Genomic DNA, 14,299 nt, shown 5'->3' on the forward strand with positions numbered 1-14,299 from the left:
AAACACAGCAGACACCTCCGGGCAATCGCCCGCCCATACTCTGCTCAAGGACCGAATGGTCGCCCCCGCAAATCAGGAGTTCATGCATGTTCAGCGATTCATCTGAAGTGCTCGCGTATATCCGCGAGAACGACGTCAAGTTCCTCGACATCCGTTTCACCGACCTGCCCGGTGTGCAGCAGCACTTCAACATCCCGGCCTCGACCGTCGATGAGACCTTCTTCGCTGAGGGGCAGCTGTTCGACGGCTCCTCCATCCGCGGTTTCGCGAGCATCAACGAATCCGACCTGCAGCTCATCCCTGACGTGAGCACGGCCTACCTCGACCCGTTCCGCGAAGCGAAGACCCTCGTGATGGTCTTCGACATCTTCAACCCGCGCACGGGCGAGACCTACTCGAAGGACCCGCGCCAGGTCGCCAAGAAGGCAGAGAAGTACCTCGCCTCCACCGGCATCGCCGACACCGCCTTCTTCGCTCCCGAGGCGGAGTTCTACATCTTCGACGACGTCCGCTACGAGGTGTCGGCGGGCAAGAGCTTCTACTCGGTCGACTCCGACGAGGCAGCATGGAACTCCGGCCGCAAGGAAGAGGGCGGCAACCTCGGCAACAAGACCCCCTTCAAGGGCGGATACTTCCCGGTCGCTCCCGTCGACAAGCAGTCGGACCTGCGCGATGACATCTGCCTCAAGCTCGAGGGTGTCGGCCTGCAGGTCGAGCGTTCACACCACGAGGTGGGCACCGCCGGCCAGGCCGAGATCAACTACCGCTTCGACACGATGGTTCGCGCGGCCGACGACGTGCTGAAGTTCAAGTACATCGTCAAGAACACCGCTGAGGAGTGGGGCAAGACGGCGACGTTCATGCCGAAGCCGCTCTTCGGCGACAACGGCTCGGGCATGCACACGCACCAGTCGCTGTGGGCCGACGGCAAGCCGCTCTTCTATGACGAGAACGGGTACGCGCAGCTCAGCGACACCGCTCGCTGGTACATCGGCGGTCTGCTGAAGCACGCACACGCCGTGCTCGCGTTCACGAACCCCTCGCTGAACAGCTACCACCGCCTGGTGAAGCACTTCGAGGCTCCCGTCAACCTCGCGTACTCGGCAGGCAACCGCTCGGCTGCGATCCGCATCCCGCTGACGGGCTCGAACCCGAAGGCGAAGCGCATCGAGTTCCGTGTTCCGGATGCTGCGTCCAACCCGTACCTCTGCTTCGCCGCGCAGCTGATGGCCGGTCTCGACGGCATCCGCAACCGCATCGAGCCGATGGAGCCGATCGACAAGGACCTCTACGAGCTTCCCCCGGAGGAGGCCAAGAACATCCCGCAGGTTCCGAACTCCCTGCTGGACTCGCTTGAAGCTCTCCGTGAAGACCACGACTTCCTCCTCGAAGGCGGCGTGTTCACCAAGGAACTCATCGAGACCTGGATCGACTACAAGTACACCAAGGAGATCCTGCCGATGGCGCAGCGTCCCCACCCGTACGAGTACGAGCTCTACTACGGGGTCTGATCCTGTGAGTCAGCGGCGGGCACAGCCTGTCGCCGACCACACACAGAAGGGCCCGTCTCGCTGCTGAGACGGGCCCTTCTGGCTGCACTCCTGTGCGAGGTCGTGGCCGTACCCCTGACCTCACGTCTACGCTGGCCTCGTGAAGAGCCTGCGGATCCGCGCCGTCGACCTTGTCGACATCCTGGTGTACCTCGTTGTGCTCTCCCTGTTCGTTCAGCTCTTCCCCGATGTCATCAGCGAGTCGTTCGTCATCTCCCTGCTGACCGCGATTCTCCTCAAACTGGCGTTGGAAGGCATCGTGTGGGCGAAGGTGCGCATCGTCGAACGCATCAAGGGTGCTGACACCACACGCGGGCGCCTCGTCGCCAGTGCGTCGCTGGTCGCGCTGAGCGCGCTGAGCAAGGCGCTCATCCTCTGGCTCACGGACGCCGTGCTCGGCGACAACGTTCATCTCGGAGGTTTCTGGTCGGTCACGCTCCTGGTCGTCACTCTGATGGCGTGTCGTGCGCTGGTCCGGCGGCTCGTGGCGGACTGACCCGCCCCGTCACCACGAGACAAGCCCGCCCCGCGAAACGCGGGGCGGGCTTGTCTGTGATGGTTCGCTGCTCAGGAAGCGCCGTAGCCGTCCTTTGCGTTGCGGCGGGTGGCACCGCCGGCGGTGCGCATGACCCAGGCGAGAGCGATGCTCACAAGCGCCAGGCCGGCGCAGAAGACGAGAGCCTGTCCCTGCGGGAGTTCGTGAGCGATGCCCATGCACCAGAACCCACCCAGAAACAGAACCATGAACAAGATGAAGCTACCGATCATCGCGGGACCCTCCTTAGGCTTCTCTCATAATCCCATGAATCGCGACGCGTCGTGAGCGCCCCTGGTCAGCGCACGCGAAGGGATCCCGCGCGTACTCCGACCTCGAAGACGCGCACCGCACCGACTTCCTCACCGTCGATCTCGAACTGCTGGGGCTCGTCCAGTTCGACCCGCACCCGCGTGACCGTTGCGTGGCTGGTGAACTCGGTGCTGACCGCCTCATCGGCACCGCCCAGCATTCGCTTGAGCCCGTTGTCCCAGAGCAGCGATTTCGCCGTGTCGAGCCACCCGCGGACGCCATCCGCGCTGATCACGAGCACGTCGATGAGGCCGTCGTCGGGAACCGCATCCGGAAGCAGAGTGATGCCGCCCTGGATCATCCCGCAGTTTCCGATCAGCAGAGTGTGCACAGAGATGTCCTGAGGCTCCTCGTCGTCCAGGGCGATCTGGGCTCCGACGAGCTCTGTCGCTGCCGCCGCCTGTCCGAGGGCCTGCACATAGGCGAGCCAGCCCGCCTTCGCCTTCAGATCGTCATCGGTCGCGGCGAGCATCTGCGCGTCGAGCCCCAGACCGACCATCACGAGGAATCCATGGACGCCGTCGTCCTCCCCCTCGATGATGCGCACCTCTCCCATGTCGATGGTGCGTCCTTCTGCCGCCGCAGCGTGCTCGACCGCGGCGCGCACATCGCCAAGGGGCACGCCGAGGTTCCGTGCGAGCAGGTTGCCGGTGCCCCGCGGGATGATCGCGAGTGCCGCATCCGTGTCGACCAGCGCCTCCGCGACGGCGCGCACCGTGCCGTCACCACCGGCGGCGTAGACGACGGCGCAGCCGGCGTGTACGGCTTCCTCTGCCATGCCGCGACCGGGGTCGTCCTCGGACGTCTCCCACCAGCGCACGTCGTCGACCGCATGGACGCTCTCGATCGCCGTACGCAGTTCCGCCTCATCGACTTTCGTCGGATTCCAGATCACGCCCATCGTCGTCATGCTCCCAGCCTTACCGGAGCGATCCCGGAAGTCCAGCGGAACGGCCGCGCTATCCGTAGAACAGGGCTTCGAAGGCGCGCCGCGCACGTCGGGTCACACGGAAGTACTCCTCTTCGAGCGTCGTCGCCGAACGGTCCGGATAGCCCAGAATCCTGGCGATCGCATCCAGCTGACGGCGATCCGCCGGGAGGATGTCACTGGTCTGCCCGGTGAGCAGAGTGATCGCCGAGCGCAGTCTGCTCGAGAGCAGCCAGGCGTCGCGGAGCATCGCGGACTGCGCTTCCGGTATGACACCATGCACGGTCGCGACGTGCAGCGCATCCAACGTGGACGTCGTACGCAGACCAGGAATGCGGTGCGCGTGCTCCAGCTGGATGATCTGCACGAGCCACTCCACGTCGCTCAGAGTGCCAGGACCGAGCTTCAGGTGACGCTTCGGATCAGCACCCTGCGGCAGCCGCTCCCCCTCGACACGCGCTTTGATCCGCTTGATCTCGCGAAGTCCCGTCTGCTCGACCTCGGCGGGATAGCGCACACTGTCGGCGAGGGTCATGAATCGTCCGATGAGGGTGTTGCTCCCCGCGATCCCACGCGCACGCAGCAGCGCCTGCGCTTCCCACGACAGGGACCAGCGCCGGTAGTACTCGGCGTACGCGTCGAAAGTGCGCACGATCGGGCCATTGCGCCCCTCGGGTCGCAGGTCGGCGTCGAGTTCCAGCGGCACGCGGTGGTCGGTCAGGTGCTCACGCAGGCCTGCGACGATCTGTGCGGCGAGTTGGCTCGCGCGCTCGGATTCGACGTCGTTGGGCTCGTACACGAAGAGGATGTCGGCGTCGGAGCCGAATCCGAGTTCGGCGCCGCCGAAACGCCCCATCGCGATGATCGCGAAATCGAGGCTGTCGTCTTCAGGAGCGACGACGTCACGGTACACGGCTCGGAGCGCCGACTGGATTGTCGCCTGCGTGATGTCGCTCAGTGCTGTCGCGACCTCCTCGACGGTCAGCACGTCCAGCACTGCGCCCATGGCCGTACGCAGCAGTTCCCGTCGTCGCAGGGCCCGTACAGAGCGCACGGCGTCCTTCAGCACACTGTGGCGCGTCTGGATCGCCCGAGCCTCCTCATCGAGCGCTGCACGGCTGCGCGGACGCAGCAACTCGGGACTGTCGAGCCAGGCGACAGACTCGGGCGTCCACTCCATGAGTTCGCCGACGAAGCGCGAGGTCGACAGCAACCGTGTCAGGCTCTCGGCTGCACCGGCGGAGTCGCGCAGCATTCGCAGGAACCACGGGGTGTCCCCGAGTCGCTCGCTGATTCGTCGGAACGCGATCAGTCCGTAATCCGGGTCGCTCCCGTCGGCGAACCATCGCACCATGACCGGCATGAGGTGCCGCTGGATCGTGGCCTTGCGACTCAGTCCGCTCGTGAGGGCGCCGATGTGGCGCAGTGCGCCTGCAGGGTCGCGGAAGCCGATGGCCGCGAGACGATCATGTGCCTGCTCGGTCGAGAGGGTGCGTTCCTCCTCGGGCAGCCCGGCAACCGCGCTCAGCAGCGGGCGGTAGAAGAGTCGGGTGTGGATGTCGCGCACTTCACGGCGGATCGACTCCCAACGGTCCCAGATCGCGGAGCCGGATTCGGCCAGGCCCGTCGCCCGGGCGAGGACGCGCAGCCCTGCGTCGGTGCGCGGCATGAGATGCGTGCGGCTGAGCTCGCGCAGCTGCAGACGGTGCTCCATGAGTCGCAGTCGGCAATAGTCCTCGGCGAACGCGCTCGCTTCGGCGCGGCCGATGTACCCGCCCGCGACGAGCGCCTCCAGGCTCTCCAGGGTGCCCCTCGTGCGCAGCGTCTCATCCGTCAGGCCGTGGACCAGCTGCAGCAGCTGCACCGTGAACTCGATATCGCGGATTCCGCCGGAGCCGAGTTTGATCTGGTATGGCGCATCCTCCGGGTCGATGTGCTCCGTGACGCGCTCGCGCATGCGCTGCACACTGTCGACGAAGTCCTGACGCGCCGCGCTCGTCCACACCTTCGACTGCACCTGGCGGATGTACTCCGCCCCCAGTTCTTCGTCGCCGGCGAGCGGTCGGGCTTTGAGCAGAGCCTGGAACTCCCAGCTCTTCGCCCAGCGGTCGTAGTATGCGACGTGCGAACTGAGCGAGCGCACCAGCGCCCCCTGCTTGCCTTCCGGACGCAGCGCCGCGTCGACCTCCCAGAGCGGCGGCTCGATCTCGAAGCCCGAGAGCACGCGCATGGTCTCTCGCGCGAGCTTCGTGGCGATATCGACAGCGGACGCCTCGTCGAGCAGGCTCTCGTCGGTGCTGCCTCCCACGAAGATGACATCGACATCGCTGACGTAGTTGAGCTCGCGCGCACCGGCCTTGCCCATGCCGATCACGGCCAATTGGGCGTGCGCGACCCTGTCTGCGGCGACGGTCTCGGAGACACGCGCACGCGCGACGGCGAGTGCGGCTTCGACCGCGGCCCCCGCGATGTCTGCGAGTGCCGCCGACACCTCGCGGATGAAGTCGGCCGGCGCGGGATGCAGCAGGTCGATCGCCGCGATCTGCGCCAGACTCCGCCGGTAGGCGATGCGCAGGGACTCGACCTCATGCTCGTCGCCGGAACGCGCACGACCGTCGACAGCGCCGACCGCGTCGAGAAGACGGCGGCGCAGCTCCTCCGGCCCAGGCAGTGCGTCACCGGGGTCAGCGAGAACCGTCAGCTCCGCGGGGTGCCGCACGAAGAAGTCCGCGAGTCCCGTGGAGGCACCGAACACACGCCAGACCGTGTGCCACGCGCTCTCGTGCTGCCAGAGCGCCTGCAGGGGCGCCGCATCGCGACGCGCCACATGAAGCATGGATCGCACCGCAGCATCCGGGTCTGCCGCATCCGCGCCCTCAAGCAGCGTCGCGCGCGGAATGTCCAGCAGCGTCGACAACTCGTCCAATGCGGACGATGCGGCACTCAGCTCCGCGAATCCGAGGCGCGCAAGCGCCGACAGCGAGACCGATCCGTCGGGCCGGGCCATGCTCCTCCGCTCAGAGCAACTCGAGGTTGCTCTTCAGTTCGAACGGCGTGACCTGACCGCGGTACGCCTCCCACTCACGACGCTTGTTCAGCAGGACGTAGTTGAACACCTGCTCCCCCAGCGTCTCTGCCACGAGCTCCGAGCCCTCCATGAACTCCAGAGCATGATCCAGGCTCGCGGGCAGCGCGGCATAGCCGAGGGCACGGCGTTCTGCATCGCTCAATGACCACACATTGTCTTCCGCCTCGGGCGGAAGCTCATAGCCCTCTTCGATGCCCTTGAGGCCGGCGGCAAGCATCAGCGCATACGCGAGGTAGGGGTTGGCTGCGGAATCCAGAGCGCGGTACTCGACGCGCGTCGACTGCCCCTTGTTCGGCTTGTACATCGGGACACGCACGAGTGCGGAGCGGTTGTTGTGCCCCCACGTGACGAAGCTCGGTGCCTCGTCGCCGCCCCAGAGGCGCTTGTACGAGTTGACGAACTGGTTCGTCACGGCGGCGATTTCATTCGCGTGACGCAGCAGCCCCGCGATGAACGAGCGGCCTGTCTTGGACAGCTGGTACTTTGCGCCCTCTTCGTAGAACGCGTTGACGTCACCCTCGAACAGCGACATGTGCGTGTGCATGCCGCTGCCCGGGTGATCGCTCAGAGGCTTGGGCATGAACGTGGCATAGACACCCTGCTCGATCGCGACCTCTTTGATCACGGTGCGGAACGTCATGATGTTGTCGGCCGTCGTCAGCGCGTCGGCATAGCGCAGGTCGATCTCGTTCTGGCCGGGGCCGCCCTCGTGATGGCTGTACTCGACCGAGATGCCCAGATCTTCCAGCATCCGCACGGAACGGCGGCGGAAGTCATGCGCCGTGCCGCCGGGCACGTTGTCGAAGTACCCCGCCGAATCGACCGGGACGGGACCATCCGGACCGTACTGGGACGACTTCAGGAGGTAGAACTCGATCTCCGGGTGGGTGTAGAACGTGAAGCCTGCATCCGCCGCCTTCGCGAGTGTGCGCTTGAGGACGTGGCGAGGGTCAGCGACCGCCGGCTGCCCGTCGGGCGTCGTCAGGTCGCAGAACATGCGCCCGGTCGGATCGATCTCACCACGCCACGGGAGCGTCTGGAAGGTCGTGGGATCCGGCTGCGCGAGCAGGTCCGATTCGAACGAGCGCGTCATGCCCTGGATCGCCGAGCCATCGAACCCGATGCCCTCCGCAAACGCGCCCTCGACCTCAGCCGGCGCGATCGCGACGGACTTGAGTGTGCCGATGACGTCGGTGAACCAGAGACGTACGAACTTGACGCCGCGTTCTTCGATCGTCCGAAGGACGAAGTCGCGCTGCTTATCCATGTATCAGGCCTTGTCGCTTTCGGTAGAGCCCCAGTTGTCGGACTGTGCTTCGTCTTCGGCCCAGGCACGCGAGCGCTCCCGGATGACCTCGGGGGCGCGCGCTGCCTCTTCCGCCGTGGCGAAGGGTCCTGCGCGATCGACCGCGGGCGATTCCAGGCCGAACTCGACCTCGCCGGTGGTCAGGTTGTACCAGTACTGCTTGTCGTCTGACACGGTGTGACTCCTTCCTCGCGTGTTGACACGATCCTATTGCGTGATCCGACGCTCGGTAGGCTGGGAACATGGCAAAAGCGATCGGCGTAGACATTGGCGGAACCGGCATCAAGGCGGGCATCGTCGATCTCGACCGCGGCATTCTCGATTCCGAGCGTGTGCGCGTCCCCACCCCTGAGGGCGCATCGCCCGCTGACGTGCTCGTGGCGGTGAAGACCGTGCTCACCGAACTCGGTGTGAGCGACTCGGACCTGCCCCTCGGCGTCGCCTTCCCGGCGATCGTGAAGTACGGCAAGACGCTGTCGGCAGCCAACGTTTCGAAGGACTGGATCGGCTTCGAGGCCGAGCGCTTCTTCGAGAACGGTCTGGGCCGCAGCATCCACTTCGTCAACGATGCGGATGCAGCTGGTGTCGCCGAGGTGCGCCACGGCGCCGCTCGTGGCGCACGAGGCCTCACGATTCTCACGACTCTCGGCACCGGTATCGGCTCAGCTTTCCTCTACGACGGCGTCCTGCTGCCCAACACCGAGCTCGGCCACCTGGACTACGAGGGCCGTGCGATCGAGAAGGTCGCCGCGTACTCCGCCATGGACCGCGAGAACCTCAGCTGGACGGAATGGTCCGAGCGGCTCCAGGTGTTCTACAAGCACGTCGAGTTCCTGTTCAGCCCCGACCTCTTCGTCGTCGGCGGCGGAGTCTCGAAGCATCCCGAGAACTTCCTGCCCCTGCTGAAGCTGAACACGCCGATCGTCGCCGCCGTGCACCGCAACTCGTCCGGCATCATCGGCGCGGCATCCCTCGCCGGGGACTGAGAACTCATACGTCAACGGCCTGCTCGATCCATCGAGCAGGCCGTTTCTTCGTAGAGGGCGAATGGGCCGGCCTGTACGCCGGGTTCTGTTCCGGGGTTCACGCCCCTTCGACGGCCATCTCTCTCGGCGACACGTTGCCGTGCCGCTCTAGCGGTCTACCCGAGGACTCGGCGAGCCGCGTCATCATCCTCTGTCTGACCTTGCTCCGGACGAGGTTTACCTAGCGGGGCATGTCACCATGCCCCCTGGTGGGCTCTTACCCCACCCTTTCACCCTTACCGGGACGAGCCCGGCGGTCTTCTCTCTGTGGCACTGTCTCGCGGATTTCTCCGGGTGGGTGTTACCCACCGCCCTGCCCTGTGGAGCCCGGACGTTCCTCGGTGCGGTTGCCCGCCACGCGACCGTCCGGCCGACCCATTCGCCTGTCCAGTCTACGGCCCCTTGGCCGCGGATTCCGCGATGCGAAGGTCGAGCGGGATATCGATCTCGAAACCGGGAAAGAGGCGTCGTGTGGCCGCATCCGCCGCATCGCGCACGGCCCGCGCCGCGTCCTCAGCCTGCGTCTTGGGTGCGTGCACGATGATCTCGTCATGCAGGAAGAAGGCGAGGTGCGCGTGGTCCCGGAAGTAGGGGCCGGATGCCTCGGCAGGAACGTCCGCGATCGGCAGCGCTGCGAGGCGGTGGCGGATCTCCGCCAACCAGAGCAGCGCCCATTCGGCAGCAGTGCCCTGGACGACGAAGTTGCGCGTGAAGCGTCCGCGATCACGGGCACGGCTATTCGCACGTCTCTCCTCGGCGCCACCTGCGTTCGGATCGCTCGCGACGGACTGACTCTCTCGCCACTCCGCATCCGGTCGAGGGGTGCTGCGACCGAGGAGGGTGCTGACGACACCGCCGCGCTCCCCTGTGCGCGCTGCGTCGTCGACGTGAGCCATCGCACGAGGAAACACGGTGCGCAGCCGCGGTGCAAGGCGTCCGCTGTCACCGGTCGTCGCTCCGTACATGGCTCCGAGCACCGCATACTTCGCCTCGTCACGGGTCTGCACGACGCCGGAGCGGACGATGCCCTCGTAGAGATCGGACCCCTGCCCGGCCGCGGCCATCGCCGTGTCGCGCGACATCGCGGCCAGCACCCGTGGCTCGAGCTGGGCGACGTCGGCCACAATGAGCGTCCATCCCGGATCCGCACGGACGGCCGGTCGCAGCACACGGGGAATCTGCAGCGCGCCCCCGCCCGCGGAGGCCCAACGCCCCGTCACGACACCGCCGGTGAGGTAGATCGGGCGGAAGCGCCCGTCGCGAACCCACTCCGCCAGCCACGTCCAGCCGTTCGCGGTGAGTAGGCGCGACATCTTCTTGTAGGCGATGAGGGGTGCAATCGCCGGATGTTCGTGCTCGCCCAGCTCCCAGCGGGACGTCGACTCGACGAGAATCCCCGCCCGATGCAGAGCGCGCAGCAGCCGTGGCGGGCTGTCGGGGTTGAGGGTCGGATCGTCGAGGTCCGTGCGAATCTGCGCGGCCAGGGCCGCCATCCGTCGCGGGCGCGTGTCACCCATCGTGCGTTCGCCGAGCATCTCGACGAGGATCTGCTCATGTGCGGCGCGATCCCAGGGCAGCCCCGCGGCCGTCATCTCTTCTGCAATCAGAGAACCCGTGGACTCCGCCGCACACAGCAACGCCAGACGACCGTCGGGCGCCGCGCGCAGCGCCTCCTGCTGCCGCCGTCGCTCCGCGAGCATCTCCGCCAGGTCAGGACCGCTGTCGGTGCTGTCATCGACGAAGGAGAACAGCGCGGGCACATCGGGCTGCATCGTCGGCTCCTCGCGGATCCACCGGGACGACGGAGGCACCGGCGACGACAGAGAGCCTGTATCGCGCAGGATCGCGTGACACAGCAGCAGATCCCACGCGCGGCGCAGCCGGACGCCATCCTCCAGCACTCGCGGGTACACGTCATGAAGCGTGCGTACGATCCAGCGCGGCGACGACTCTTCCCGCGCGCGGACCCAGCGCGTCAGCGCCGCATCCGCGATGGATTCCTGCCCGAGCACATCGTCATCCGAATTCAGATACGCGGCCTGCCAGGAGCCGTCGACACTGGGCGCGAGTACGATCGACGCGGTGCCCGGCGGCGCATCTGAGGTCATCGCCGCACCCCACAGGGGCCGAGGCGGGCACCCCACGGGGCACGGCAGAAAGGCATAGGTCGAACATATGCCTCACCACCGACGTTCAGCGCATCGCACGGAGTTGTGGCGGGAGGCGCGCATGTCACTCTGTGTCGCTGTGTCATCCCTTCGTCACACTTTCGTCATATCCCCGGGTTAGCGTGGGAGCCACCGCTAGAGCGTCTCGAGAGGAGATCCCATGTCTGAGCGCTCCCCCTTCACCGCCCACAACGGCTTCACCCTGCCGTCGCAGGGGCTCGGCACGTACCAGTTGCGCGGCGAGGCCGGCGCGGATGCTGTGCGCGCCGGAATCGAGTCGGGCTACCGGCTCATCGACACGGCGTTCAACTACGAGAACGAAGGCGCCGTCGGGTGGGGTATCGCCGGCGCCGCCGTCGACCGCGGCGAAATCGTCGTGACGACCAAGCTCGCCGGACGCCACCATGAGCGCGCGCGAGCCCTCGTGTCCATCGAGGAGAGCCGGCTCCGCCTGGGTCTCGATGCGATCGATCTCGTCCTCATTCACTGGCCCAATCCGCGGATCGACCACTATGTCGAGGCCTGGGCCGCGTTGATCGAATCCCGCGACAACGGGCAGGTGCGCCAACTGGGCGTATCGAACTTCCTGCCGGAGCACCTGGAGCGGATCGAAGATGCGACGGGCGTTCGCCCGGTCGTGAATCAGCTCGAGATTCACCCGTACTTCCCCCAGGAGGACGCCCTCGCCCACCACAGGGAACGGGGAATCATCACGGAGGCGTGGAGCCCCCTCGGGCGCGCGCACGAAGTGCTCGATGAGCCTGTGATCCAAGACATCGCCGCCGCGCATGGACTCACTCCCGCGCAGGCTGTACTCGCCTGGCACAGTTCACGGGGCGTTGTCGCGATCCCGAAGTCGGCGGATCCCGCGCGCCAGAGTGCGAATCTCGCCGCCGCCGAGGTGCGGCTGAGCGACGACGAGATCGCGGCGATCACGGCTCTCGGACGCGCGGACGGACGCCTGTTCGACGCGGATCCCGCCACACACGAAGAGCTGTGATCCGCGTCTAGAGTCCGGACTCCTCTGTGCGGACGAGGATCGCGTTGCACTCGGGGCAGGAGACGATGTCGTCGGCCGCCTGCTGACGGATGCGGTTCAGGTCGATGCCCGAGAGCACGATGCGGCATCCCTCGCACATACCTGCGCGCAGCAGTGCTGCACCGGCGGTGCGTGTCGCACGGCGCTCGTAGTCGCTGAGCAGGGCCGGCGGGAGCTCTGCCGTGAGAGCAGCGCGATCGCGGGCGAGTTCACCGTGCTCCTTCTCCGCGGCGGCGATGTGCGCCTTCGCCTCGGTGGACAGCTGCGCGCCCTCGGCGGTCGTCACATCGATCAGTGCCTGCTGCGCGGCGACAGCGGCCTCGGCGTCTTCGACGCGGGCCATGACCTCGAGCTCGGCATCTTCCAGCTCGCTCTGACGCCGCGCGAGGCTGGCAAGCTCGTGCTCCAGGGCGACGGCGTCCTTGGGGTTCGTTGCCGCAGCCAGACGGCCCGCGTCTCGCTCCCGGCGCTGCTCGACGACCTTCACATCGGACTCGATGCGCCCCAGTTCGGTCTTGGCGTCGTCGCGGACGCCGGTGGCGAAGGTCAGCTCCCGGAGCTGCTCCTGGCGGATCGCCATGAGCTCACTCACCCGGGCCGCCTGCGGCGGGTGGGAGCGCGCGTGCTCGGCCTGGGCGGTGCGTCGATCGATGTCGGCGACGTCGAGGAGGACGCGCTGGTGTTCCGGGTTCGCTTTCACGATTCAAACTTACGCCAGGATGCTGCGACGCGCCGTGAACAGGCGCGTCGCAGCATCCGCCCGAGGCTCTACAGCTGGGTCAGGAGTTCACGCATCGTGGCGATCTCGATCTGCTGCGCGTCGATGACCTCCTGCGCGAGGGCGCGGACGTCCGGATCTTCACCGTTCTCGACGGCGACCTGCGCCATCTCGACGGCGCCCTCATGGTGCACGATCATCTGCTCGAGGAACAGGCGCGCCGCGTCCGTCCCGCGTGCCGCCTCGAGATCGGCCATGTCCTCGGCGGACATCATTCCGTCGCCGTGGTCCATGCCCGCGTGTCCGTCAGAGCCCACACCCCACTCCGTGAGCCATGCGTTCATGCGCTCGATCTCGGGACCCTGTGCGGCTTTGATCTCCTCGGCGAGCAGGCGGACCCGCTCCTCGACCCCCTCTTTCGCGAGGATCACGTCGCTCATCTCGATCGCCTGCTCGTGGTGCGGGATCATCATCGTCACGAACATCTGGTCCGCGGCGCTGATCGGTGCCGGCGAGACCGATGACGATTCACTGTCGTGGTCCATCCCGGGCATTGTTCCTGTGTTCGCGCAGCCACTGAGTCCCAGCGCGAGAGTCAGTGGCAGCGCCGCGAGCAGGGCGAGGCGGTCATTTTTGCGGTCGATCATGGACATCGTCGTTCTTCTTTCTGCAGTCGTGTGAGAAACGTCCCGGAGGACGGTGCGTCTGCCCGATCAGGACAACCGGGCGGATGCTTCTCAGGTCCGCAGTATCGAGAGTTCCGTGAGACTCGGCGCGACAGGGTGCCGCTGGGTGGCGAACAGCTCCATACCTGGAGACTGAATCGGCGCCGCGATCGTGAGGAGTGTCGGCGTGGTCCGCGCCCGGAGCAGAACGAGCAGGGCAAGCGCAAGGACGCAGGTCATCATGACCGCGTCACCGTGGTGGGGTGCCGGGGCGTCCGTCAGCGGTGGCGGCGCATCCGATTCCCCCACGGGAGACAGCGCGGAATCGGCCGTCATGTGCGCCGGGGCATCCCGATGCGACATCGTGTCGTCCGGTGGCGCGGTCATCGTATGCATGCCCAGGAGTCCGGCGATCAGCAGGGGAACGGCGAACACCAGCAGAATCCACGCACGTCGTCCGCGTCGCGGTGTCAGGTCTCTCGCCAATGCCATGGTCGTTCACACTCCGCGAGCGAGAATACCCCACCCGGGTAGGTGGTGGCGGCAATTCACAGATCCTCGCTGTGAACCCCGTCGACGTAGAACCAGTCCCGTCCCTCGCGCACGAACCTGCTGCGCTCGCGCAGACGATGACGCTGCCCCGCCTCGTCATACATCGCCACGAACTCGACGACGCCCTCGCGGTCGAAGGGACCCCCGGCGACCGTGTCCACGATCGCGAGACGCACCCAGGTCGTGTCAGGGTCGAGTTCCAGATGCGCGGGACGAGTAGACGGGTGCCAAGTGCGAAGCAGGTGCGCGACATGACCGCGTGAGAACGCCGTGTAGCGCGAGCGCATGAGCGACTCGGCCGTCGGTGCGGTTCCGCCGTCGAGAAAGGACCCGCAACACGCCGAGTACGCGTCACCGCGTCCGCACGGGCAGCTCTCCTGAGCGGGGCGAGTCGACATGAGGGCCTTTCGGAA

At 66.6% G+C, this 14,299-nt stretch carries 14 protein-coding genes and 1 other RNA gene; 4 read left to right on the top strand and 11 right to left on the bottom strand.

What is annotated here, in order from left to right; genetic code table 11:
• Window positions 1–86: 86 nt before the first annotated feature.
• Together glnA and AC1REM_RS12070 are read left to right on the top strand one after the other, a co-directional pair.
• On the top strand, window positions 87–1,511 hold the full coding sequence (glnA, locus tag AC1REM_RS12065) for a type I glutamate--ammonia ligase (protein ID WP_492514834.1): 1,425 nt from the start codon (window positions 87–89) through the stop codon (window positions 1,509–1,511).
• 139 nt (window positions 1,512–1,650) lie between these two features.
• The gene (locus tag AC1REM_RS12070) at window positions 1,651–2,046 is read left to right on the top strand and encodes a hypothetical protein (RefSeq protein WP_492514835.1); all 396 of its coding nucleotides are present in this window, start codon (window positions 1,651–1,653) and stop codon (window positions 2,044–2,046) included.
• Window positions 2,047–2,117: 71 nt separating this feature from the next.
• Here the strand turns inward: AC1REM_RS12070 and AC1REM_RS12075 are convergent, their stop codons facing one another.
• The 5 genes from AC1REM_RS12075 to AC1REM_RS12095 all read right to left on the bottom strand — a co-directional run bounded on the left by AC1REM_RS12075 (window position 2,118) and on the right by AC1REM_RS12095 (window position 7,893).
• A complete protein-coding gene (locus tag AC1REM_RS12075; RefSeq protein WP_271171572.1) occupies window positions 2,118–2,294 on the bottom strand; it encodes a hypothetical protein in 177 nt (58 codons plus the stop codon).
• Window positions 2,295–2,383: 89 nt separating this feature from the next.
• Window positions 2,384–3,307 carry a diacylglycerol/lipid kinase family protein gene (locus AC1REM_RS12080; RefSeq protein ID WP_492514836.1) on the bottom strand — a complete coding sequence of 308 codons (924 nt, stop codon included), beginning with the start codon at window positions 3,305–3,307 and terminating at the stop codon, window positions 2,384–2,386.
• Window positions 3,308–3,356: 49 nt separating this feature from the next.
• A complete protein-coding gene (locus tag AC1REM_RS12085) occupies window positions 3,357–6,332 on the bottom strand; it encodes a bifunctional [glutamine synthetase] adenylyltransferase/[glutamine synthetase]-adenylyl-L-tyrosine phosphorylase (RefSeq protein WP_492514837.1) in 2,976 nt (991 codons plus the stop codon).
• Window positions 6,333–6,342: 10 nt separating this feature from the next.
• On the bottom strand, window positions 6,343–7,680 hold the full coding sequence (locus AC1REM_RS12090) for a glutamine synthetase family protein (RefSeq protein WP_204937377.1): 1,338 nt from the start codon (window positions 7,678–7,680) through the stop codon (window positions 6,343–6,345).
• A 3-nt stretch (window positions 7,681–7,683) separates the two neighbouring features.
• Window positions 7,684–7,893 carry an SPOR domain-containing protein gene (locus AC1REM_RS12095; protein WP_492514838.1) on the bottom strand — a complete coding sequence of 70 codons (210 nt, stop codon included), beginning with the start codon at window positions 7,891–7,893 and terminating at the stop codon, window positions 7,684–7,686.
• A 68-nt stretch (window positions 7,894–7,961) separates the two neighbouring features.
• On the opposite strand from AC1REM_RS12095, the gene ppgK reads away from it, so the two are divergent.
• Entirely contained in the window at window positions 7,962–8,705 is a 744-nt protein-coding gene (gene ppgK, locus AC1REM_RS12100; RefSeq protein ID WP_492514839.1) for a polyphosphate--glucose phosphotransferase, read from the top strand.
• 58 nt (window positions 8,706–8,763) lie between these two features.
• On the opposite strand, the gene rnpB is transcribed toward ppgK, so the two are convergent.
• Together rnpB and AC1REM_RS12110 are read right to left on the bottom strand one after the other, a co-directional pair.
• Window positions 8,764–9,122: RNase P RNA component class A (rnpB, locus tag AC1REM_RS12105), an RNA gene on the bottom strand.
• A gap of 14 nt (window positions 9,123–9,136) precedes the next feature.
• Entirely contained in the window at window positions 9,137–10,852 is a 1,716-nt protein-coding gene (locus AC1REM_RS12110; RefSeq protein ID WP_492514840.1) for a bifunctional 3'-5' exonuclease/DNA polymerase, read from the bottom strand.
• Window positions 10,853–11,072: 220 nt separating this feature from the next.
• Between AC1REM_RS12110 and AC1REM_RS12115 the strand changes: the two genes are divergently transcribed.
• Entirely contained in the window at window positions 11,073–11,912 is an 840-nt protein-coding gene (locus tag AC1REM_RS12115; RefSeq protein WP_492514841.1) for an aldo/keto reductase, read from the top strand.
• A 7-nt stretch (window positions 11,913–11,919) separates the two neighbouring features.
• Here the strand turns inward: AC1REM_RS12115 and AC1REM_RS12120 are convergent, their stop codons facing one another.
• From AC1REM_RS12120 to AC1REM_RS12135, 4 genes are all read right to left on the bottom strand, one after another.
• Complete coding sequence (locus tag AC1REM_RS12120; protein WP_492514842.1) at window positions 11,920–12,651, bottom strand: zinc ribbon domain-containing protein; 732 nt, start codon at window positions 12,649–12,651, stop codon at window positions 11,920–11,922.
• A 68-nt stretch (window positions 12,652–12,719) separates the two neighbouring features.
• Window positions 12,720–13,322, bottom strand: coding sequence for a DUF305 domain-containing protein (locus AC1REM_RS12125; RefSeq protein ID WP_492514843.1), 603 nt, complete (start codon window positions 13,320–13,322; stop codon window positions 12,720–12,722).
• Between the two features lie 84 nt (window positions 13,323–13,406).
• Complete coding sequence (locus AC1REM_RS12130; RefSeq protein WP_492514844.1) at window positions 13,407–13,826, bottom strand: DUF6153 family protein; 420 nt, start codon at window positions 13,824–13,826, stop codon at window positions 13,407–13,409.
• Window positions 13,827–13,882: 56 nt separating this feature from the next.
• Window positions 13,883–14,284 carry a YchJ family protein gene (locus AC1REM_RS12135; RefSeq protein WP_492514845.1) on the bottom strand — a complete coding sequence of 134 codons (402 nt, stop codon included), beginning with the start codon at window positions 14,282–14,284 and terminating at the stop codon, window positions 13,883–13,885.
• Between the last annotated feature and the right edge of the window lie 15 nt (window positions 14,285–14,299).

The sequence above is a fragment of the Microbacterium sp. GW823-FHT02G05 genome, from assembly GCF_058797175.1.

Bases quoted from the DNA above. Each gene is read 5' to 3' on its own strand.
- glnA (WP_492514834.1), top strand. From the start codon at position 87: ATGTTCAGCGATTCATCTGAAGTGCTCGCGTATATCCGCGAGAACGAC.
- AC1REM_RS12075 (WP_271171572.1), bottom strand. From the start codon at position 2,294: ATGGTTCTGTTTCTGGGTGGGTTCTGGTGCATGGGCATCGCTCACGAA.
- AC1REM_RS12080 (WP_492514836.1), bottom strand. From the start codon at position 3,307: ATGACGACGATGGGCGTGATCTGGAATCCGACGAAAGTCGATGAGGCG.
- AC1REM_RS12085 (WP_492514837.1), bottom strand. From the start codon at position 6,332: ATGGCCCGGCCCGACGGATCGGTCTCGCTGTCGGCGCTTGCGCGCCTC.
- AC1REM_RS12090 (WP_204937377.1), bottom strand. From the start codon at position 7,680: ATGGATAAGCAGCGCGACTTCGTCCTTCGGACGATCGAAGAACGCGGC.
- ppgK (WP_492514839.1), top strand. From the start codon at position 7,962: ATGGCAAAAGCGATCGGCGTAGACATTGGCGGAACCGGCATCAAGGCG.
- AC1REM_RS12110 (WP_492514840.1), bottom strand. From the start codon at position 10,852: ATGACCTCAGATGCGCCGCCGGGCACCGCGTCGATCGTACTCGCGCCC.
- AC1REM_RS12115 (WP_492514841.1), top strand. From the start codon at position 11,073: ATGTCTGAGCGCTCCCCCTTCACCGCCCACAACGGCTTCACCCTGCCG.
- AC1REM_RS12125 (WP_492514843.1), bottom strand. From the start codon at position 13,322: ATGTCCATGATCGACCGCAAAAATGACCGCCTCGCCCTGCTCGCGGCG.
- AC1REM_RS12130 (WP_492514844.1), bottom strand. From the start codon at position 13,826: ATGGCATTGGCGAGAGACCTGACACCGCGACGCGGACGACGTGCGTGG.
- AC1REM_RS12135 (WP_492514845.1), bottom strand. From the start codon at position 14,284: ATGTCGACTCGCCCCGCTCAGGAGAGCTGCCCGTGCGGACGCGGTGAC.